The 21121-nt window shown below is 56.6% G+C and carries 16 protein-coding genes and 1 tRNA gene; 3 read left to right on the forward strand and 14 right to left on the reverse strand.

Annotated elements, in window-relative coordinates:
- Nucleotides 1-34 precede the first annotated feature (34 nt).
- The 8 genes from PXT33_RS08580 to PXT33_RS08615 all read right to left on the reverse strand — a co-directional run bounded on the left by PXT33_RS08580 (nt 35) and on the right by PXT33_RS08615 (nt 10875).
- Nucleotides 35-1348 (reverse strand): HlyD family efflux transporter periplasmic adaptor subunit, encoded by a 1314-nt coding sequence (locus PXT33_RS08580; RefSeq protein WP_332376343.1) that lies wholly within the window; start codon nt 1346-1348, stop codon nt 35-37.
- A 5-nt stretch (nt 1349-1353) separates the two neighbouring features.
- Nucleotides 1354-2274: a tRNA (adenosine(37)-N6)-dimethylallyltransferase MiaA gene (gene miaA, locus PXT33_RS08585; RefSeq protein WP_405002405.1), complete on the reverse strand. Its 921-nt coding sequence runs from the start codon at nt 2272-2274 to the stop codon at nt 1354-1356.
- Between the two features lie 7 nt (nt 2275-2281).
- The gene (gene mutL, locus PXT33_RS08590) at nt 2282-4423 is read right to left on the reverse strand and encodes a DNA mismatch repair endonuclease MutL (protein ID WP_294647377.1); all 2142 of its coding nucleotides are present in this window, start codon (nt 4421-4423) and stop codon (nt 2282-2284) included.
- Nucleotides 4424-4466: 43 nt separating this feature from the next.
- Nucleotides 4467-7082: a DNA mismatch repair protein MutS gene (gene mutS / locus PXT33_RS08595; protein WP_154255719.1), complete on the reverse strand. Its 2616-nt coding sequence runs from the start codon at nt 7080-7082 to the stop codon at nt 4467-4469.
- A gap of 112 nt (nt 7083-7194) precedes the next feature.
- Nucleotides 7195-7602 (reverse strand): YlbF family regulator, encoded by a 408-nt coding sequence (locus tag PXT33_RS08600; protein ID WP_097775655.1) that lies wholly within the window; start codon nt 7600-7602, stop codon nt 7195-7197.
- A 52-nt stretch (nt 7603-7654) separates the two neighbouring features.
- Complete coding sequence (miaB, locus tag PXT33_RS08605) at nt 7655-9034, reverse strand: tRNA (N6-isopentenyl adenosine(37)-C2)-methylthiotransferase MiaB (protein WP_332376346.1); 1380 nt, start codon at nt 9032-9034, stop codon at nt 7655-7657.
- Between the two features lie 134 nt (nt 9035-9168).
- Nucleotides 9169-9561, reverse strand: coding sequence for a transcriptional repressor (locus PXT33_RS08610; protein WP_097777727.1), 393 nt, complete (start codon nt 9559-9561; stop codon nt 9169-9171).
- A 39-nt stretch (nt 9562-9600) separates the two neighbouring features.
- Nucleotides 9601-10875, reverse strand: coding sequence for a replication-associated recombination protein A (locus PXT33_RS08615; protein WP_044953659.1), 1275 nt, complete (start codon nt 10873-10875; stop codon nt 9601-9603).
- Nucleotides 10876-11058: 183 nt separating this feature from the next.
- Here PXT33_RS08615 and nth point away from each other — a divergent pair, with 183 nt between their 5' ends.
- The 3 genes from nth (at nt 11059) to PXT33_RS08630 (ending at nt 12249) form a co-directional block, all read left to right on the forward strand.
- On the forward strand, nt 11059-11748 hold the full coding sequence (gene nth / locus PXT33_RS08620) for an endonuclease III (RefSeq protein ID WP_332376347.1): 690 nt from the start codon (nt 11059-11061) through the stop codon (nt 11746-11748).
- 20 nt (nt 11749-11768) lie between these two features.
- Nucleotides 11769-12008, forward strand: a complete 240-nt coding sequence (locus PXT33_RS08625) for a GlsB/YeaQ/YmgE family stress response membrane protein (protein WP_005941717.1) — start codon at nt 11769-11771, stop codon at nt 12006-12008.
- Nucleotides 12009-12173: 165 nt separating this feature from the next.
- Nucleotides 12174-12249, forward strand: a tRNA-Thr gene (locus PXT33_RS08630).
- Between the two features lie 211 nt (nt 12250-12460).
- On the opposite strand, the gene PXT33_RS08635 is transcribed toward PXT33_RS08630, so the two are convergent.
- The 6 genes from PXT33_RS08635 to PXT33_RS08660 form a co-directional block, all read right to left on the reverse strand.
- Complete coding sequence (locus PXT33_RS08635) at nt 12461-15049, reverse strand: response regulator (protein WP_405002380.1); 2589 nt, start codon at nt 15047-15049, stop codon at nt 12461-12463.
- Between the two features lie 63 nt (nt 15050-15112).
- Nucleotides 15113-15409, reverse strand: a complete 297-nt coding sequence (locus PXT33_RS08640) for a hypothetical protein (protein ID WP_345786149.1) — start codon at nt 15407-15409, stop codon at nt 15113-15115.
- A 5-nt stretch (nt 15410-15414) separates the two neighbouring features.
- Entirely contained in the window at nt 15415-17277 is a 1863-nt protein-coding gene (locus tag PXT33_RS08645; protein WP_332376348.1) for an ABC transporter substrate-binding protein, read from the reverse strand.
- Between the two features lie 442 nt (nt 17278-17719).
- Nucleotides 17720-19231: a response regulator gene (locus tag PXT33_RS08650; RefSeq protein WP_347070284.1), complete on the reverse strand. Its 1512-nt coding sequence runs from the start codon at nt 19229-19231 to the stop codon at nt 17720-17722.
- Nucleotides 19228-20295: a hypothetical protein gene (locus PXT33_RS08655; protein WP_347070285.1), complete on the reverse strand. Its 1068-nt coding sequence runs from the start codon at nt 20293-20295 to the stop codon at nt 19228-19230. The genes PXT33_RS08650 and PXT33_RS08655 overlap by 4 nt, the downstream gene beginning before the upstream one ends.
- Nucleotides 20285-21112 (reverse strand): transporter substrate-binding domain-containing protein, encoded by an 828-nt coding sequence (locus tag PXT33_RS08660; RefSeq protein WP_332376350.1) that lies wholly within the window; start codon nt 21110-21112, stop codon nt 20285-20287. The genes PXT33_RS08655 and PXT33_RS08660 overlap by 11 nt, the downstream gene beginning before the upstream one ends.
- Nucleotides 21113-21121: the final 9 nt, after the last annotated feature.

Below are 21121 nucleotides of genomic sequence, written 5' to 3' on the forward strand. Positions count from 1 at the left end.
CTATTATCGGATTTTTTGCCTCAGATGTCAATAACTACAAAAGCTTTCCATCATACAAATTTTGTCCGGAAACGATTATTTCGTCATAAAGCCTCACCTTGCTGACCGAGCCCTCGGTCCCTTCGGGCAGAACAAGGATGTAATCGCCGTCCGTGATGAGGGGATGGTCTGCGTCCACCGGGTCGATCGGGCAGAAGCGGGCAATGTTGCCAAGTTTCACGTACACACCTGGAATGTAGTTTTCGCCCTGCGTTTGTGCCTCGGTGCCATCCTCTTTTAAATAGTGCACAGCCGCAGCAGGCACCCGCAGGCCGCTGCGCTCTCCTACCGAGATGCGTGCTGCAGCCCGGTTCAGGCAAAGCACATCGCCGTTGATGGAGTTGCAGGCAAGCACAAAGCGGGCAAGGCCGCTGTCCTGATCGATCTCCACCTCGGTGACGGTGGCCTTGAGGCTGTTTTCCACCTGACCCGGGAAGCTGATCTCCACCGCTGTGCTCAGCGGCTTGCCGTTCTGACCCAGCAGCTTTTCGCCCTGCTTTGCAGTGCACACGCCCACATAGCGCCATGTGAACCCTGCCACGATCTTACCGGCGCAGCCGTCCAGTGCCAGCACTGGGTCGGACTGCAGATAGCCCTGCAGCTCCTGTGCGTTCAGTGCAAGGATATCATCGGCACTGGCATTGAGCCGTCCGCTGCTGGAAGAGCGCACAAAATAGCCGGTCTGCGGTGCAGTGATCTGCGCCGGGCTGCCCAGCTGCGCCTGCACGCTCTGGGACTGCTGGACCAGCGCAGTGATCTGATCGGTAAAGTTTGCAGCTTCGCCCGTTACCACCCAGAGCTTGTTCTGGGCCAACAGGTAGGCATTGGCATCATCATCCACCGCTTCATAATCGCTGTCGTCCAGCGTATCCAGCAGGTCATACAGCGCAGAAGAACGTTCTTTTAAAAGGGTATCCAGCTGCAGCGCAGAAGTGTTCTGCGATTTCTGCAGCAGGTTGATCTGATCATTCAGCTGGTTCAGCTGCAGGCGCAGCGAAGCCTGCGAAGCGTTGCTGTACACCTCTGCCACTGCGGTGCCCGCTGAAACGCGCTCGCCGTCGGCAGCAAGATATCCAAGGTTTCCGCTGCCTGCCACATAGCTTTCGTCGAACAGCAGAACTCCGTCGGCTTCCACCGTATCCGAAATGACCGCAGGCAGCGCAGTCTCATAAACATTCTGCGGGAACAGGATATGTGCGGCCTGATACACCACATAAATTGCTGCCAGCAGCAGAAACGCGATCAGCACGCCTGCCAGAGTGGTAAGCACATGCGGCGCATGGCGTTCCTTCTGGGTCTCATCCGGCATATCGATCATCCTTTCGCTAAAAATTCGCTAGTTTTGCGGATGGCAGTCTGCACTGCATCCGGTGCACCGGCATCCAGCCAGACCACATCGTCCATATGGCGGAACCAGGTCAACTGGCGCTTGGCATAGTTGCGGGATGCCTGCTTGAGCTTTTCCGTGCAGGCTTCCAGTGGAGCTGTCTGCTCAAAATACGGAAAGAACTCCTTGTATCCGATGGCCTGCGCTGCCGTGCGGAAGCTTTCCCGGTTCTGCCAGACATGCTCCGCTTCCTTTATAAGGCCCGCTTCCAGCATTTTGTCCACACGCAGGTCAATGCGGCGGTAAAGTACCGCGCGCTCTGGGAAATCCAGACCGAGGATCAGGCTGCGGTAGGGCCGCTCCGGTGGGAGAGACTCCGCCTTCTGTTCGCTCAGCTTTTTGCCGGTGGCACGATAATGTTCGAGTGCGCGCAGCACCCGCACCTGATTGTTCGGGTGGATAGCCGCAGCAGCTTCCGGGTCGGCCTGCTTCAGTTCTTCGTACATGGCAGCACCGCCTTTTGCAGCCAGTTCCGCCGCCAGTTGCTCCCGCAGACCGGCAGGTGCTTTTTCCTCTGTAAAGCGCACCCCATACAGAAAGCTCTGAACATACAGCCCTGTGCCGCCCACAAGGATGGGCAGCTTCTTCCGGGCAGAGATCTCTTCTTCCAGCTTTCCGGCCATGGCGGTAAAGTCTGCCACGCTGAAAGCCTTGTCCGGTGTAAGGATGTCCACGCCGTGATGCGGGATACCGCAGGTCTCCTCCGGTGTCACCTTTGCCGTGCCTATGTCCAGACCTTTATAGATCTGCATGGAATCACAGCTGATGACCTCGCCGGAAAAATGTTTTGCAAGTTCTACGCCCAGCGCTGTCTTTCCGGTTGCGGTAGGGCCGACGACGGCCACCACGGGATGTTTATACGATGCGTCCAAACTGCTTTTCCAGCTCCTTCCGGGTCAATTTGAGTACGCAGGGGCGGCCATGCGGGCAGAACGGCGGCACCTCGCCGGAAAGGATCTTTTCGGCCAGCGCCAGCAGTTCCTGCGGCGAGGACTTGTCCCCCGCCTTGATGGCCGCACGGCAGGAGATAGAATGCAGCACCCACTCGGTGTGCTCGTTCAGCGCATCATGGCCGCCCTTGAGCAGCTTATTTGCGATCTCCACCAGCAGGCTTTCGGCATTCTGCGGCTCCACATCTGCGGGCACCGCGCGCAGCACCACGGTATTGCCGCCAAAGTCCGCGATCTCAAGGCCCGCATTTTCCAGCAGAGGAATGTTATCCAGCAGGGCCTGCTTTTCCTCCGCAGCAAGGTCGATGGCAGCAGGCTCCAGCAGCATCTGGCTGGGCACATTGCCATAGTTCGCGGCTAGTTTTTCGTACAGCTGGCGCTCGTGGGCAGCGTGTTTATCGATCAGGCACAGCTCGTCGCCGCGTTCTGCAAGGATATATGTTCTGAACACCTCGCCCACATAGCGCAGCGGTTCCGGCTGATCCGCCGTCGGATCAAAGTTCATCTGTTCCGGCTCGGCCAGTACAGTTTCCTGTTCTGCCGCTTCCGGCGCATCCGGTTCTGTTTCTGCACAGGGTGCACTCTCAGGTTCTTCCTTTGGTGCTTCCTGCGCAGGGTTCCACGCTGCCATATGGTCCTGAGACGAATGCAGTTTTGTCTCACCAAATTCCGGTTCCACATCCAGCTGCGTTTCACTTGCCGCCGCACGGAACGGCTCTGGTGCCTTTGTCGTTTCCAGCTTCGGGCTGTGAAGGGTCACGAATGGATCCAGCATATCCTCGTTCTGAGCACTGCCTTTCCAGCGCGGCACACTGGGTGCTGTCGGTATTTGCATTGCAGCAGCCGGGGCAGGCTGCTGCGGTGCTGCGGCGGGTTTTGCCGGTTCCCAATGCTGCTGTGGCAGAACGCCCGGGTCTGCCTGTCCCCGAATGATCGCAGAAAGGCCTGTAAAGTTATTGTTCTTTACATCATTTTTGATTATATCAGCGTCTTTTTTTGAATTTTCAGCTTTTTCTTCTTCTTTGTCCGCTTCAAAGGTAAAAAGCCGTTCACCAGTGCCGGGCTGAGCCAATGCCAGCTTGACGGCATGATACACCACATCAAAAACATCATTTTCGCGGGCAAAGCGGGCTTCGATCTTGGCCGGATGCACATTGACATCCACAAGGTCGGCCGGCATTTCCAGCAGCAGAATGCCGCCCGGGAACTTGCCCTGCATCATGGTACCCTTGAACGCCATCTCCATACCGGCCATCATGGTGCGGTTGCGCACATAGCGGCCATTGATGTAAAAATGCTGCATGCTTCGGCTGGCGCGGCAGCTTTTGGGCGGGGTAATCAGACCGGTGATGCGGTACACGCCCTCCTGATTTTTCAGCTCAATGAGGTCCCGGCTGAACTCCCGGCCCAGCACCGCATAGGCTGCACCGCGCAGCTGGCCGTCGCCGGGCGTGACATACTGCAGCTTGCCCTCACGGATGAACTTGACGCTGACTTCCGGGTGGCTGAGCGCTACATGGGTAACTGTATCCGACACAAAGGTGCCCTCGGAGGAGTCCTTTTTGAGGAACTTCATGCGGGCAGGCGTGTTGTAAAACAGATCCTTTACCCGGATGGTGGTGCCCACAGCTCTGGCACCCGGCTCACGGGAGACCTCTTCCCCGCCCTCAATGCGGTAGACCGTGGCAAACTCGTCCACCTCTGTTCGGGTGGTCAGCTCTACACGGGCCACGCTGGCAATGGATGCCAGTGCTTCACCGCGGAAGCCAAGCGTATGGATGTTGGTCAGATCGTCCGGTGTTTCAATTTTGCTGGTGGCGTGGCGGATAAACGCCGTGGAGATATATTCTGCCTCGATGCCGGTGCCGTTATCGCTGATCTCGATCAGCTTGACGCCGCCGGATTCAATGCTGACGGTCACCTGCGTGGCACCGGCATCAATGGAGTTTTCCAGCAGCTCCTTAACAACGGATGCCGGACGCTCGACCACCTCACCGGCTGCGATCAGCTCGGCTGTGTGCTTATCCAGAACATGGATCACTGCCATGGTGTTTTCCCTCCTTGTATGGTCTGGGTCAGGTAGAGCAGTTTCATCTGTTCAGGCTGCCCTTCAGGGTCTTTTTCAGCTCGTAGAGGAAGTTCAAAGCCTCAATGGGGGTGAGTGTTTCCACATCCAGAGCTTCCAGCTTGTCCATCATCTCGCTGGGCACAGCCGGAGAGTTATACTCCTGCAGGGCATCAAAATCCATCTGCTCTACTTTATTTTTAGGTGCAGTTGCTTCCAGCGCGCGCAGCACCTCATGGGCGCGGCGGGTCACACTGCCGGGCAGGCCTGCCAGCTTTGCCACCTCGATGCCGTAGCTGTCATCCGCCGGGCCGCGCACGATGCGGCGCAGGAAGGTGATGTCCTCGCCGCGTTTTTTTACTGCAATATTGTAGTTTTTTACGCCGTCCACGCCGCCTTCCAGCTCGGTCAGCTCGTGGTAGTGGGTGGCAAACAGAGTCTTGCAGCCAAGGCCCTTGGCGGGGTCTGCAATGTGCTCCACTACGGCGCGGGCAATGCTCATACCGTCAAAGGTGGAAGTGCCGCGGCCGATCTCGTCCAGCACCACAAGGCTTTTGGCGGTGGCATTTTTCAGGATCTCCGCTACCTCGGTCATCTCCACCATAAAGGTGGACTGACCGGCAGACAGGTCGTCCGACGCACCGATGCGAGTGAAAATGGCATCCACCACACCCACATGGCAGCTGGAAGCCGGTACAAAGGAGCCGATCTGCGCCATCAGCGCGATCAGTGCATTCTGGCGCATGTACGTGGATTTACCTGCCATGTTGGGGCCGGTGATGATCAGGCAGCGGTCTGCACCACAGTTCAGGGTGGTATCATTGGGTACAAACAGGCTGCCTTTCAGCATCTGCTCCACCACAGGGTGACGGCCCTCGGTGATGGTCAGCTCGTCACTGTCGTCCACGATGGGACGGCAGTAGTTGTTTTCCGCTGCCACCTGCGCCAGCGCCGTGAGCACATCCAGCTGGGCCACCGCATTGGCCGTGCGCTGGATGCGGTCCAGCTGAGCGCTGATGCTTTCCAGCAGTTCGCTGAACAGGCGGTGCTCCAGCGTGATGAGCCGTTCGTGGGCACCTAAGATCTTGCTCTCCAGCTCTTTCAGTTCCTGCGTGATGTAGCGTTCGCCGGAAGTCAGGGTCTGCTTGCGGATGTAAGTCTCCGGCACCATGCTCTTATAGGAGTTGCTTACCTCGATGAAGTAGCCAAACACATGGTTATAGCCGATCTTCAGCTTGGGGATGCCGGTCTCCTGCCGCAGGCGGGCTTCCAGCTGCGCCAGAACGCCCTTGGTATTGTCGCGGATGGAACGCAGCTCGTCCACCTCGGCATGGTAGCCTTTGGCAATGACACCGCCATCCTTGAGGGTAGAGGGCGCTTCCGGGTCCACCGCCGCATAAATACGGGCCTTGATGTCCTCCAACGGATCGATCTGTACTGCCAGTTCAGCAAGCTCCGGGCAGCCGCAGGCCTCAGCCAGCCTGCGCAGGCCGGGCAGCCGGTCGCAGGTCTGGGCCAGCGTATAGATCTCCTTGGGTGTGGCAGAGCCGTAAACCGTGCGGGTCATCAGGCGTTCCATATCCGCAATGTAACCCAGCTCTTCGGTCAGGTCGCCGCGGGCCATGGTCTGCTTGACAAGGCTCTCCACAGCGTTCAGGCGGTGGTTGATGAGTGCACTGGAAATAAGCGGCTGCTCGATCCAGCTGCGCAGCATACGCTTGCCCATGGATGTACTGGTCTTATCCAGCACCCAGAGCAGCGTGCCCCGCTTTTCGCGGCCGCGCAGCGTCTCGGTCAGCTCCAGATTGGCGCGGGTCACGGGCGAAAGACGCATGAACTGGGCCTTATTATAGGTTATGACCGTTTTCAGACGTTCCACGCCCTTGATCTGGGTATCGTGCAGATATTCCAGCAGTGCCGCCATGGCAAAGCGCACAAGGCCGTCCGCTGCAATGCCGGTGGTCTGCGCCCAGTCGCGGCCAAACTGGTTTTCCAGCGATGCCGCCACAAGGCCCGGTGCATAGCGCTCCTCTTCGATCAGCTCCACCGAACAAGTCATATTCTTTTTGATGTACGCCGTCACCTCGCGGCAGTCCAGCAGACCCGGATTCATCAGTACTTCGCTGGGATGGTAGCGGCACAGCTCCGTAATGACCGCCGGGGCGATCTTGTCTGCATTCAGCTCTGTGATATGGGCCGTACCGGTAGAGACATCCGCAAAGCACAAACCTGCTTTCTTTCCTTTGAGGAAGATACTGGCAATGTAGTTATTGCGGTCATCCTGCAGCATACTGCTCTCAATGACCGTGCCGGGTGTGACCACGCGGATGATGTCCCGCTTGACAAGGCCCTTGGCCTTGGCCGGGTCTTCCACCTGCTCACAGATGGCTACTTTGTAGCCCTTGGCGATCAGCCGCGCCACATATCCCTCGTAGCTGTGGAAGGGCACGCCGCACATGGGCGCTCGCTCTTCCATGCCGCACTGCTTGCCGGTCAGGGTCAGGTCCAGTTCCTTGGATGCCGTCAGGGCATCGTCAAAGAACATCTCATAAAAATCGCCGATGCGGTAAAACAGAATTTCGTCCTTATGTTGTTTTTTGATCTCAAGATATTGCTGCATCATGGGCGACAGCTCTGCCATGGTTTACCCTCTCTCCCGTTCTATGGTTCTGTGCACAAGTTTGCGGCTTGTAACCGCTTTTGCAAACAAAACGCGGTCTGTTTTGCACAGCCGCGTTTTGTTTTTGCCGGTTTTAGTGGCAGCCGCCGCAGGTGGAGCAGCTGCCGGTGCAGGAAGCAGAAGGCTCCTGTACCGTCATGGGGTCGCCGCCATTCATGGCAGTGTTGATGATGGCATCGATATAGTTCACGAGGTTCTCGCAGTCACGCTTGGCCTCGTTGTAAGCCACCATGCCCTCGTTGCCCATGATCTGGCCGTACAGGCTGTTCACCTTTTCGTTCAGTTCGGCGATGCGGGCATCGTTGCGCTCGCTCTTGCCGATCTCATTGTTCAGATCCATGCGGGCGAGGTTGAACTCGCCGATCAGGTTCTGCAGCTCTTCGTCCTTATCGTTTGCCTTGCGGGTCTGATCCAGAACGAGGTAGCGGCTATCGGTCTGCAGCGCAACGGCTGCGCGCTTGAAAAGATCAATGCAATCCATTTGAATGGTCTCCTTCTTATTTATACGTTCAGGGGCACTGCCCCGGAATCACTCAGGCAAGCTCACCCAGCAGCACAGTCGCCCGTGCGCCCGTGAGATGTACGTTGGCATAGCTGCCCATCAGGGAAGCATCTGCCGTGAACTCCACCGTCAGGTTGTTGTCCAGACGGCCGGAGAGGGTGCCCTCATTGCGGCCAAAGCCCTCTACCAGTACCTTCACAGTCTGGCCAACCTGCGCCTTGACCAGCGCCATGGCGATCTCGTCCTGCAGCTTGAGCAGGCGGGTCATGCGGTCGGTCTTTTCCTTGCGGGGGGTGGGGTCCGGCATATCGGCGGCCTTGGTGCCGGTGCGCTTGGAGTAGATAAAGGTGAACAGCTGCATATAGCCCACCTTCTGCACCAGTTCCAGCGTCTTTACAAAGTCTGCTTCGGTCTCGCCGGGGAAGCCAACGATGATGTCACTGGAAAAGGTGATGCCGGGCACCGTTTTGCGAGCGTATTCGATCAGCTCCATGTACTGCTCCACCGTGTAGTGGCGGTTCATCTTCTTCAGCAGTTCATCGGAGCCGCACTGCACCGGCAGGTGCAGGTGCTTGCACAGCTTCGGCTGGGCGGCAATGGTGTCGATCAGCTTGTGGCTGGCATCCTTGGGGTGGCTGGTCATAAAGCGGATGTGATAATCGCCGGGCACCGTGCACAGCAGGTTGAGCAGATCAGAAAAGTCCACCTTTTCTTCCAGACCCTTGCCGTAGCTGTTGACGTTCTGTCCCAGCAATGTGATCTCCTTATAGCCTGCCTCCACAAGACCGCGGAACTCGGCAAGGATATCGCCGGGCTTGCGGCTCTTCTCGCGGCCGCGCACATAAGGCACGATGCAGTAGGTGCAGAAGTTGTCGCAGCCGTACATGATGGGCAGCCATGCGCGGAACTCGCTCTCACGCCGGATGGGGATATTCTCCACGATGACCGGGCGCTGGGCGGGCTCCATCAGCACACGCTTATGCTTCTGCAGCTTCTGGGCAATGAGCTGCGGCAGGGTGTCGATGCCGTCCACGCCAAACACAAGGTCAACGTAAGGATAGCTCTGGCGCAGCTTTTCTACCACGTGCTTCTGGTTGGCCATGCATCCGCACAGGCCGATGATGAGATCATGCTTTTTTTCCTTAAGTCCCTTCAGGGCACCTACGTTGCCGAACACACGCTGCTCGGCATGCTCACGCACGGCGCAGGTGTTGAAGAGGATCAGGTCTGCATCCTCGGGCTTATCGCACAGGCCATAGCCGATGTCCATCAGCACGCCCTTGATCCGCTCGCCGTCGTTCACGTTCTGCTGACAGCCATAGCTGTGCACAAAGGCCAGCGGCGGCGTATCATAGAACTGCTTTACCAGCTCAGCGGCAATGTTATTATGTTCAAAACTAATGTATTCCAATCAAACCATCCTTCTCCGCCGGGCCGAAGCGCCCTGTGCGGCGAAAATCTACTTGCACTTTCTGAAAAGAGCCTTCTCTATAGTATACCCTGTTTATACGCTCCGGGCAAGAGGTTCCGTGCAAATTTTATGGTTCAGTGGGCGTTTTCCTGCGCCTGCTTCTCGCAGCAGGCCTCGCATACGCCGATCAGCACAACAGCGCAGTCCTGCACATGGCCCTTCTGGTTTTTCACCAGCTTCATTACCTGCTTTTCGTCCACCTCGGCATCGGTCACGCTGCCGCACACAGTGCAGTACAGATGGCTGTGCCAGGGCAGCGTGTGGTCAAAGCGGTCAGCCTTGCCTGGAATGGACACCCGGCGCACCCGGCCCGCATCCACCAGACTATTCAGGTTACGGTATACGGTGCCAAGGCTCAGGCCCGGGCATTCCTTGACCGCAGCATCATAAATTTCCTCGGCGGTGGGGTGGTCGCACAGGTTCTGCACCGTCTGCATGACCAGCTCACGCTGTTTGGAATATCGCATAACTTCTCCTTTGCTTTCTCCTCATACAAAAGGTCTTGTTCAGACGTTCTCTTCGCCCTTGATCTTTGCCCAGTAGGCACGGGCCGCCTGCTCATTTTTGTTATCGCCAAAGGTATAATATTTTACGTCCTTGATGGCATCTGGCAGGTACTGCTGCTCCACCCAGTGGTGGGCGTAATCATGGGCGTATTTGTAATTCTGTCCCTTTACCAGCGCATCCTCACCGTCGTAGTGCTTGTTCTGCAGTTGGCGCGGGATCGGCCCGGTACGGCCCGCCTGCACATCCGCAATGGCCGCGTTGATGGCATCATGGGCACTGTTGGACTTAGGACTGGTGGCCACCAGAATGACGGCATCTGCCAGCGGGAGCCGTGCTTCCGGCAGGCCCACCATGTTGGCGGCATCAATTGCCGCCTTCACAATGGGGATGATCTGTGGATAGGCAAGGCCCACATCCTCGCAGGCACATACCATTAGGCGACGGCAGGCCGAGGGCAGATCTCCTGCTTCCAGCAGACGGGCCAGATAATGCAGCGCCGCATCCGGGTCGGAGCCGCGCATGGACTTCTGGTAGGCTGACACGATGTCGTAGTGGTCATCGCCCTCCCGGTCATACCGCATGGCAGTGCGGCGGGTGACCTGCTGGATCATTTCCAGCGTAATGTGCTTTTCCCCATCCTCAATGGGAGCTGCCGTCACCGCAAAATCAAGACAGCCCAGCGCCTTGCGCAGGTCGCCGCCTGCGCTCTCGGCAAGGTAGGCACAGGCATCCTCATCCATGCAGACCTTTGTGCTCTCCCCTTCCGAAAGCTTTTTCAGTGCATTGTGCACCCCACGCTCCACATCCGCTGCCGAAAGTGATTTGAACTCAAACACCGTGCAGCGGGACAGCAGCGCATTATAAATGTAGAAGTATGGATTTTCGGTGGTGGATGCAATGAGCGTCACCGAGCCGTCCTCAATGCATTCCAGCAGGCTCTGCTGCTGTTTTTTGTTCAGGTACTGGATCTCGTCCAGATACAGCAGGATGCCTCCCGCACCTGCCAGCGTGCCGATATCCTTGAGCACCGCCTTGATGTCCCCGGTGCCGCAGGAAGTGCCATTGAGCTTATGCAGCGTCATACCGCTGTTTTCTGCAATGATGCGTGCCACCGTCGTTTTTCCGGTACCGGACGGGCCGTAGAAGATCATGTTCGGGATGCGTCCGCTCTCGATGGTACGGCGGAACACCCTGCCCGGTGCCAACAGATGCTGCTGACCGCAGACATCTGCCAGTGTTTTGGGCCGCAGACGCTGTGCCAGTGGTTCGTTCATCGTGTTTTCCTCCTCCCGTACCGAGGCGCGATTCCCCCAGCATTTTTCTATAGTATATCGCATTTTGGCAGTAAGAGCAAGGTTTTATCTGAAAATCATTCTCAGATAATTTTTGCTCGCAGTTTACAAAAAACGCAAAACATGGTATTATCGTATCAGCTTTTGTCGATAGGAGTGGATGAAATGCCTGTTCGCAAAAAAGCACCAGAAGACCTTACTGCAAAAAAGGCGCTGGCGCTGGAAGTGATCGACCGGTTAAAAAAAGAATACCCAGATGCCGGCTGTACATTGGATTATGACCACGCCTGGCAGCTTCTGGTCAGCGTGCGTCTGGCAGCCCAGTGCACCGATGCCCGCGTGAACATTGTGGTGGAAGACCTGTTTGCTAAATATCCCAATGTTGCTGCGCTGGCTGCTGCAGAACCCGAAGACATTGAAGCCATCGTCAAGCCCTGCGGGTTGGGACACTCCAAAGCGCGGGATATCTCCGCCTGTATGCGGGTGCTGCGCGATAAATACGGTTGTCAGGTGCCCACCACCTTTGAAGAGCTGCTCGCCCTGCCCGGCGTAGGCCGCAAGAGCGCAAACCTTATCATGGGCGATGTGTTTGGCAAGCCTGCTATCGTAACAGACACCCACTGCATCCGGCTGTGCAACAAGATCGGCCTTGTGGACGGCATCAAGGAACCGCAGAAGGTGGAAATGGCCCTGTGGAAGATCGTTCCTCCGGAAGAAGGCAGCGACCTGTGCCACCGCTTTGTGATGCATGGTCGGGCAGTGTGCAATGCGCGCAAACCAGAATGCGAAAAATGTTGTTTGAAGGATATTTGCCGCTTTGCCCGGGAAAACGCCGGGCAGAGCGCAGAGCTTTAAAATTCAGGAGGTAGAATATTATGTTTGGTTTTATTTTCAGTCTGCTGATCGGCGCTCTGGCTGGTTACATCGCCGGCCGCATTATGGGCAGCGAAACTTCCACCGTGCGCAATATCGTGCTGGGCATTCTGGGCGGTTTTGTAGGCAGCATCGTGTTCGGCCTGATCGGTCTGAGCGCTACCGGCATCGTGGGTGAGATCCTCGTTTCCGTTGTGGGTGCCTGCATCTGCATCTGGATCGGCCGTAAGCTGTTCAACTGATTTTTCTTGTGTGCAAGGCTGCTCTTCGAGTTTTTCTCGGAGGGCAGTTATATTTTTGCGTCACAGACTATTTGCACCTGTTCTGCCGCAAAATCAAATCTTGACAGCGCACAGGAAGTATGATAGAATATCTCTCGTTGCAGAACATGCAAGAAAATTTTATCTGCTACTGTGGCTCAGCTGGTAGAGCAGCTCACTCGTAATGAGCAGGTCGCCTGTTCGAATCAGGTCAGTAGCTCCAAAAATCCTACGAATTTACGTTTAGAATCGTAATTTCGTGGGATTTTTTTATTTAGTCTCGCAAGTTTTCGCAAAACCGCAACATCGCCCACAAAACAAGACAAAATAAAACGCCCCGTGACACCATTTCATAGGGCGTTATACGCATTTTTATGCTTTCTTGGGGACAGGCTCCTTGAGTTCACAATGTAGGTTTGTCAATGATGAGTTGGTCACAGGATCTTGCGCAGCTCCTGCACAAGGTCGCCGATCACGATGGGTTTGGACAAAAAGCCGGTCATGCCGCTTTCCAAGGCATTGCGGCGGTCTTCATCGAATGCGTTGGCAGTCATGGCAAGGATCGGGATCTTTGCCAGTGCAGGGTCGGCCAGTGCGCGGATCTGCCGGGTGGCGGTATAGCCGTCCATCACCGGCATCTGCACATCCATCAGCACCAGATCATAGCTGCCCGGTGAGGCAGTGCTTACCTTTTCCACCGCCACGGCACCGTTTTCCGCCGTATCGACCCGGAAGCCGTACTCCCGCAGGATCTCCTGCGCGATCTCACGGTTCAGCTCGTTGTCCTCTACCAGCAGGATGTGCCTGCCCTTGAAGTTGGTGCTCTTTTTCGGCAGAAGCTCCTGCGCCGCATCCGTCTGTGTCTGGCCGATGGCGTTCATCAGGGTCTCGCGCAGGTCGGACATGAACATGGGCTTGGAGCAGAAGGCGGTCACACCGGCAGCCTTTGCCTCCACCTCAATGTCGGACCAGTCGTAGGCAGTCAGGATGATGATGGGCGTATCATTGTTCAGGCTGCGGATCTGGCGGGTGACTTCGATGCCGTTCATATCCGGCAAGCGCCAGTCGATGATATAGGCATGGTAAGCATCGCTCATCTCGATGGACTGCCGTGCACGCAGCACCGCTTCCTTGCCGGAAAGGGTCCACTCGGCACGCATGCCCACCTTGACCAGCATCTTTGTCACGCTGTCGCAGGTGTTGAAATCGTCATCCACCACCAGTGCCTTCAGGCCTTCCAGTTCGGTGATCTTTTCCACCGGACGGTGCTCTGCCTGCGCACGCATGGGCACACGAATGATAAACTCGCTGCCCTTGCCCTGCGCCGTCTGCACCTCGATGGTGCCGCCCATCATATCCACGATGTTTTTGGTAATAGCCATGCCAAGGCCGGTGCCCTGGATCCGGCTTACCGTGGAGGTGCGCTCCCGCTCAAACGGCTCAAAAATCTTTTTGGCGAACTCTTGGCTCATGCCGATGCCGTTGTCCTTGACGCGGAACTCGTACTGCCCGCAGCCGCGCACCGCTCCGGCAAGCTGCCGCACCCGCACCGAGACCGTGCCGCCCGCCGGGGTGAACTTGATGGCGTTGGACAGCAGGTTCAGCAGTACCTGATTCAGCCGGGTCTTATCGCAGTAGACGTCCTCATCGGTCACATCCATGGCATCCATATAAAGCTCCAGCTGCTTTGCGTAGATCTGCCCGCTGACGATGGTTTTCAGGTCGTGCAGCACATCCGAAAGGTTGACTTCCACTTCTTCCAGATGGATCTTTCCGCTTTCGATGCGGCTCATATCCAGCACATCGTTGATGAGGGAAAGTAGATGATTGCTGGAAGCGAGGGTCTTGGCAAGATAATCCTTCACCCGGTCTTTATCGTCAATGTTGCTGAGTGCCAGCGTGGTAAAGCCGATGATGGCGTTCATGGGGGTGCGGATGTCGTGGGACATATTGGAAAGGAAGGTGCTTTTGGCGCGGTTGGCAGTCTCGGCCGCTGCAACGGCATCCGAAAGTGCCTGATTCACCTGCCTGTCGGCGGTGCGGTCGGACAAGACAAGGATATACTTGGTCCTGCCCTCTACCTCGCTGCCCATGGCGATGTTATGGAACCAGCGCCGCTCTTTGGTCTCCCGATGCTCAAACTCGAAATCCCATTCGCGTTGCTGCCCGCTGAGCAGTCCTTCCAGAAAGTTCTTGTCGCGATCCGGGTCATCCTTCGGGTGCAGCGCTGCCAGAGCACGGGCATCCTGCCGCACTTCTTTCCACGGGATGCCCAGCAGCCGTTCGACGTTGGGGCTGACATAATCCACCTTGGAGGTCTTTGCGTCCAGCATCAGGAAAACGTCGTCCACGTTCAGCGAAAGCTTTTGGAACAGCTCGTCCCGGTACAGGATCTCAGTGTCCTTCCGGCGCAGGGTCGTATGGCTTCTGCGCAGGATCAGCAGGATGATCAGCACAGCAAGGCCAAAGGCGATGCCCGCCACGATCTGCACCGTGTGGAACCACAGCTTATCCAGACTGGCATTGACGATGCTGACCGGCACAAGCCCCACCATCGTCCAGTTCTGGACCGCGGTATCCTCGTAGACCAGATAATAACTGGTGTCGCCCAGTTTGACCCGCAGGTTTCCGCTGCGGCCCTGCGCAAAATCATCCGAAAGGGCAAGAATCTGTTCCTCGGAAAGGTCGGAATGGTCGCGCAGCATCGCAATGAAGTTGTAAATAATTTCCTTGCGGTTTACGGAATTGTCAATCACCACCCGCCCATCCGGGTAGATCACATAGTTGCTGGCATTGCCCTGAAAAGCAGAGCTGTCCAGCAATCTCAGCACAGCATCATTATAATAGGTGATGGCAACGGCATCGTAGGCAAAGCCCCGGTAGCTGCCCTGCGTTTCGGGGCAGATGAACGCAAGCATCGGGGCTTTGCCGGGCAGCGCCGTATTCACGACGATATCCTCGCCATCGGAGAGCTTTTCGTCCAGATTGGTCTGCAGGCCAAGGTAGCCGGTTTCCCCGGTCACGGTCGTGTAGTTGCCGTCATAGGAAAGAAAGTAGAAGTTAACAAATCCGGTTGCCTGCTGTGCTTACTCGATATAGGCCTGAATTTCATCCTCATTCGAGGTGTTTTTCAGAAAGCCGTTGCACAGATGCAGATAGGTCATGTTTTTGCGCACCATCTCTTTCAGCATACTATTGGATTTATACAGCACCTCTTCCAGATGCGAGGTGCTTTCCTGATAGATGGTCTGCGACATAAACGAGATGTACCGGACGCTGAAACCGGCTGCCAGAAAGACCAAAAGAAGGATGGCAGCGGCGGCAGGCAGCCACTTGTGCCGGGAATAGCAGCTGTGTTTGGATTCGTGCTTTTCGTCTGCCATTCCGCTCACCTCAGTGTCATGTAGTTTTCCGGCTCTGCAAGCGCTGCGCCGCCGGAGATATAATCGCGCCATGTGTTCTTTACCCACGTATCTTCGCCCACAGACGTGCCGCTATCGCTCGCAAGCAGCGCTTCCATCTGCTTTTCCGTTGCAAGGCAGGTCACGGTAACGGTGTCGTTATCTCCCAGTGGCTGCCCGTTCCGGGTGATGCCGGTCAGGGTATAGCTGCCGTTATTCTCTTTTACCTCCACAGCAATGCCGCTGACCACTGGCAGAGAACCACGGTTGAAGGGCACAAACCCGCCCTCGCAGCCTTCCACAAAGGCGTGGACGGTCTCTTTCAGCTCCGCACCGGTCATGGTGCGCTGGCGGGACATCAGACCGTTCGGCATGATCATGGAAGCTGCCATTTTCTGGTTATAATCCGCCTGCAGCACACTGCCGGTAAAGCTGTTTGCGGTGGCAAGCAGTACATCCGTGCCATACACGCCGCGCAGCGTGTTTGCCATCACGGAGAAGGAAGCGCTGCCGCCGTTTGCGTGGAATACGTTGGAATAGGCCTTCCCGGAGGTCAGCACGGTCTCGTTGTCGGCAGGCTCCTCATCGGCAAGGAGCTGGGCATTGAAGGCCTGATACGCCTGCTCAGCGGTAAGCTCGCCTGCGATCATTTTGGAGACCACATCCTTGGAAACGGCAAAGAAATCGTTGGAGGCGATGCGGATATACATGTGGTTTTCTTCCACCACGCTGCGGACGTCCTTCAGATACTCGGTCAGGCGCAGGGGAACGTTCTGGCTGTAGCTCAGTATGTCCTGCCCCTCCGAGACGATGCGGTTCTGCGCCTGTTCGGAGAGCATGACGTTCAGCACCTTCATGGCTTTTTCGCGGCGCGTGGTGTCCTGCTCCAGATCCCGGTTCAGGGCAACTTGGAAATAGGGGGTGGTCATGATCCACGGTTCGCTGTTCTGGCTGAAGAAGGGCAGAAAGATCGTGTCGATGCCCTCATCCTGAAACATCTTCACGCCGGCAGAGCTGCCAAAGTACATGGCAACTTCTCCGTTCCGGAACATTCCGGTCACATCGTCGTAATTCAACGCAAGATCATCTGCTGTAAGGTGGGTATCCTGAATGAACTGCTCCATCCGCTCAAACGCCCCCGGCCATACGGTGTCGTCCAGACCCACCCGCGCGGTGCTGGCGGGGGCGCTGTAGGTAGTGCGCCACTTGCGCCCCGCGGTGGTGGTAAGCTCGGCAGCGGAAAGCCCCTGCAGGGTTTCCATGCAGGTGTAGTCGTAGGTATAATCGGAGGTAAAGCCGCAGATGCCTACCTTTTCAAAAGCCTGACAGGCAGCTGCAAAGCTTGCGTAATCGGTAGGCAGGGGAATATCGTACTGCTCAAAAAGGCTGCGGTTGACCACAAAGCCGTGGGCATCCGCGCACACCGGCAGCCAGTTCACACTGCCATCCTCGTTTTTGAAGCTGTTGAGGTAGGTGTTGTACACAGCGCCCGCCTCATTGGTCATGGCAAGGTTCATCAGGCTGTCCTTCAACGGTGCCGCATCGTGCAGCGAGAAGCGGCAGCAGGTGATGATATCCGGCAGACCGCCGTTCTGCTGCAAAAACTTGTAAAAATCCAGATCGTTGTTGCCTACGATGAATTCAATGTTCACGTCCGGCAGCTGCGCCTGAACATAGGGCGCATAGTTTTCGTACAGGCTGGTGCTCCACAGATACACCTGAATAGTCTGAGCGTCTTCCTGCTCCTGTGTTCGTTCCGCATTTTTTTCGCTGCATCCGGTGAGCAGGGATAGCCCCATCACCAGTGCCGCAAGCATGGAAAATAGGCGGCGCAATGTTTTTGTTTTCATCCGATCCTTCTCCTCACACTTCTTGGGCAGCCATCGTTTTGCGGTTGGCTGCTTTGGCTTACTGATCATACATCACCGTCCGCAAGAGTGTGCGCTGTAAAACCCACCCACGGAAAGGATGCCGCAATTTTTGCGTCTTTTCTGTTTTTACCGCGAAGGGGCACAGAATGACAGAGACATAAAAATATTTTACCACTACCATGAAAAATATTCAATAAAATTTCATATATTGGTCCATAAAAGCTGTGTGGGATTACAATAGATGTGTCACAAAGTGAAAAAAGACGAATGAGCCGTTCTGTGGTACAGTTAAATTGCTACACCAAACATCACAGAAACTGCCGTTCAGGCATAAGAAATAAAGCACCCGCAGAAATTTGCTCACCGGAGATTCAAAACCTCTGTGGCGCTTGCTGTGGGTGCTTTTGCTTTTGGGCGCTGTTTATTTCAGTACATCTGCAAGGACCTGCAGCAGGTGCGGAATATCCAGCGGCTTTGCAATATGGCCGTTCATACCGGCCTTCAGTGCGTTCTGACGGTCTTCCTCAAAGGCATTTGCCGTCATTGCAAAGATGGGGATGCCAGCCTTTGCGGCATCCGGCAGCGCACGAATCTGCCGCGTTGCCTCGTAGCCGTCCATGTTGGGCATCTGGATGTCCATGAGGATCAGGTCATACTGTCCGTCTGCCGCCTGCTTCATCTTCCGGACGGCGATCTCGCCATCCTCGGCAGATTCCACCTCAAAGCCCGCTTCCTTCAGGATCTCCACTGCGATCTCACGGTTCAGCTCGTTGTCCTCCACCAGCAGGATCTTTTTCCCTTTGAAGGCCTCCGCGTTCAGCTGCACCGGCCTGCAGGCAGGCTCTGCACCGAACGGCTCTGCCAGCACTCTGCGCAGCTCCGAGAGGAACAGCGGCTTTTCACAGAAGGCGGTAACACCGGCCGCACGGGCTTCCTCTTCAATATCGGCCCAGTCGTAGGCGGTCAGGATGATGATGGGGCGGCTTTTTCCAATCACCTTGCGGATCTGCCGCACGATCTCGATGCCGTTCATATCGGGGATCAGCCAGTCGATGATGTAAACGCTGAATTCATCCCCCTGCTCCATGGCATACCGGGTGCGGATCACCGCTTCCCTGCCGGAGATCGTCCACTCCGGCCGCATCCCGATCTTGGACAGCATGGTGCTGACGCTCAGGCAGGTGTCGGTATCGTCGTCCGCCACCAGTGCCCGCAGCCCTTCCAGCTGCGGGAGCTGCCTGAGCTCCACCTTTTGTCCGCTGAGCGCAAAGCAGAGATTCACGATAAACTCGCTGCCCTTGCCCGGCTCGCTCTCAATGGCGATGGTGCCGCCCATCAGGTCCACAATGTTCTTGGTGATGGACATGCCGAGGCCGGTACCCTGAATGCCGCTGACGGTGGAGTTTTCCTCACGGGCGAACTCCTCAAAGATGTGCTTCTGGAATTCCTCACTCATGCCGATGCCGTTGTCCTTGATGCGGAACTCATAGCAGGCCCGGCCCGCAGGCGCACCGTTTTTCTCAGCAATGCGAATGCTGATCATGCCACCTGTGGGAGTGAACTTGATGGCATTGGACAAAATGTTCAGCAGGATCTGGTTCAGCCGCAGCGGGTCGGTGATGATATCCTCGTTCTCCACATCTATGGTATCAATAAAAAGCGACAGCCGCTTTGCCGAAACATTGGGCTGAATGATGGAGCGCACATCGTGGACGAGGTCCGGCAGATGCACCGCTTTTTCCTCGATCTTTACCTTTCCGCTCTCGATGCGGCTCATATCCAGCACATCATTGATGAGGGAAAGCAGATGCTGGCTGGAGGTGGAGATCTTTTTGAGGTAGTCCAGCACCTGTTCCCTATTGTCGATATGGGTCGCAGCCAGCGAAGTGAAGCCGATGATGGCGTTCATGGGGGTGCGGAAATCGTGGCTCATATTGAACAGGAACTCCCGCTTGGCGCGGTTTGCCGCCCCTCGTGCTGAAGCGCGATCTCCAGCTTGCGGTTCTGTTCCTCCAGCTGGGTCTGGTACTTCCTCTCCTGCTCTTTTTTCTGCAGCTCCATCTCCTGCGCGGAGCGGCGGCGCAGCAGCTGAAGGATCATTACAAGCAGGATGTAGCCGACCAGAACCGTCAGGATCAGCAAAAGCGCCTCCCGGAAGATTATTTTTTCATCCGTGTACGCATAGAGATCGAAGGATCTGCCATGGCAGAACATCCCGAAATAGCAGCCGGAGCCGTTCCAGTCCCGGGTATGGGTCAGCTTCTCTGCGGCCCCGGCTTTGCGGATCCCCTGCGCCAGCGGACTGCCTGCAACATCCTGCCCAATCAGCTCCGGGCGGTTTGCGGCAACGACCTGATTGTTCTGCACGATGAACAGCGTGCCGCTGGTTTCTGCCGGGTAGCCATCCAGTATGCTCTGGATGGACAGCGCCGTTTCCTCCACAAATTCCGCCGGGGTGTACCGGTAGGCAAGCAGGAGCAGCTCTGTGCTTTCTGCCCGGTGTGCCGCAACATCCACAGCAGAGCCATCTTCCAGCAGGACGCGCTTCACATAGGTCTTTCGCGGGTAAGATAAAACGTCTAGAACAGCGTCATTTTTCAGCTGGTCGCCAAATCGGTCATAGCCGATGCCGTTGGTCGTGGACTCGCACCGGAGCGTGCCATCCGGTCCCAGAACCGAAATGCCGGTGAGCCAGAGCTTTTCTGTCTGCCTGTTCAGGCACTGCGGGTCGGAGAGGTCAAGCGCAGGATTCTCTGCCAGCTGATGGGCTGCGACCGCCGTGCGGCGGAGTGCCTTTGCCGTGATGGTATCGTTGTGCTTTTCAAAGCTGGTGGACTGGGATTTGACAAACTCAAGGGTCTGGCAAAAGCGTTCCTCTGCTGTGCGCATTGCCCGCCAGCTGGAGAAAAAAGCAACACCGGCCATCAAGAGCACGCCGATGATCAGATAGGCTGTCCATATCCTTTTATCCGGGGTGGTTCTGTTTTTACGCGCCAATTATGTCCACCTCCAGATACTGCGAAGCATTTTCAAGGTATCGGCCAATGATCCGCTCCAGCGTGCCATCCGCGCGCATCTGCGCAAGGGTATCGGTCAGCTGGCTGTCCAGCCCGCGGGTGTCGTTCTTGGCAAAGGCGATGCCCAGCCCGGTGACCAGCAGCGGTTCCTCCAAAATGCGGAAGTCTACGGCATTGTCCTTCATATATTGCAGGATGCCTGTCTCGTGGGCGGCGATGCCGTCCACATAGCCGCAGGCCAGCATTGCGTACTGCACACTGCGGTTTTCGATGCTGAGCACCTCCACCGTCTGCGGGATGCGCGGGTCGGAGCCGCTGAGAAAGATCTCTTCCGGCTTGCCGGTGCTCTGCACGGCGACGGTCTTGCCGGCAAGGTCGCTAAGGGATCGGATGCTGCTGTCGGCATCCACCGCAACCACCTGACGGCTCACCATGTAAGGCCCCGCCCAGCGGTATACCTCTTCGCGTCCATCCATGGAAAAGCAGCCCCAGATGCAGTCGATGGCGCCGCTTTCCACAAGATTTGTTTTCTGCTCCCAGTTGATCGTTTCAAACCGGGCAGCATACCCCATGCGGCGGAACGCCTCGGTGGCGATCTCCACATCGATTCCGGTGGGAACACCGTCATTATTCAGATAGATATAAGGTGGATAGCTGTCGCTTCCCACAACGATTTGTGCAAGACCGCTGTCTTTCGCTTCCTTTTCTCCGCAGGAAGTCAGACTGCTTACGGCAGCAGCTGCCGCCAGCAGCGTGCATCCGTTCAGGAATGCACGGCGTGAGATTCTGTGTTTCATTCGGGCTTT

This window comes from Faecalibacterium taiwanense, assembly GCF_036632915.2.
Lineage (GTDB): Bacteria > Bacillota > Clostridia > Oscillospirales > Ruminococcaceae > Faecalibacterium > Faecalibacterium taiwanense.

What these genes read in the sequence shown, in the direction of transcription:
- PXT33_RS08660 (WP_332376350.1), bottom strand. Translation starts at nt 21,112, where the DNA reads ATGAAACACAGAATCTCACGCCGTGCATTCCTGAACGGATGCACGCTG.
- mutS (WP_154255719.1), bottom strand. Translation starts at nt 7,082, where the DNA reads ATGGCAGAGCTGTCGCCCATGATGCAGCAATATCTTGAGATCAAAAAA.
- PXT33_RS08600 (WP_097775655.1), bottom strand. Translation starts at nt 7,602, where the DNA reads ATGGATTGCATTGATCTTTTCAAGCGCGCAGCCGTTGCGCTGCAGACC.
- mutL (WP_294647377.1), bottom strand. Translation starts at nt 4,423, where the DNA reads ATGGCAGTGATCCATGTTCTGGATAAGCACACAGCCGAGCTGATCGCA.
- PXT33_RS08640 (WP_345786149.1), bottom strand. Translation starts at nt 15,409, where the DNA reads ATGGCAGACGAAAAGCACGAATCCAAACACAGCTGCTATTCCCGGCAC.
- PXT33_RS08580 (WP_332376343.1), bottom strand. Translation starts at nt 1,348, where the DNA reads ATGCCGGATGAGACCCAGAAGGAACGCCATGCGCCGCATGTGCTTACC.
- PXT33_RS08615 (WP_044953659.1), bottom strand. Translation starts at nt 10,875, where the DNA reads ATGAACGAACCACTGGCACAGCGTCTGCGGCCCAAAACACTGGCAGAT.
- PXT33_RS08650 (WP_347070284.1), bottom strand. Translation starts at nt 19,231, where the DNA reads ATGAGCCACGATTTCCGCACCCCCATGAACGCCATCATCGGCTTCACT.
- PXT33_RS08625 (WP_005941717.1), top strand. Translation starts at nt 11,769, where the DNA reads ATGTTTGGTTTTATTTTCAGTCTGCTGATCGGCGCTCTGGCTGGTTAC.
- PXT33_RS08645 (WP_332376348.1), bottom strand. Translation starts at nt 17,277, where the DNA reads ATGAAAACAAAAACATTGCGCCGCCTATTTTCCATGCTTGCGGCACTG.
- PXT33_RS08610 (WP_097777727.1), bottom strand. Translation starts at nt 9,561, where the DNA reads ATGCGATATTCCAAACAGCGTGAGCTGGTCATGCAGACGGTGCAGAAC.
- nth (WP_332376347.1), top strand. Translation starts at nt 11,059, where the DNA reads ATGCCTGTTCGCAAAAAAGCACCAGAAGACCTTACTGCAAAAAAGGCG.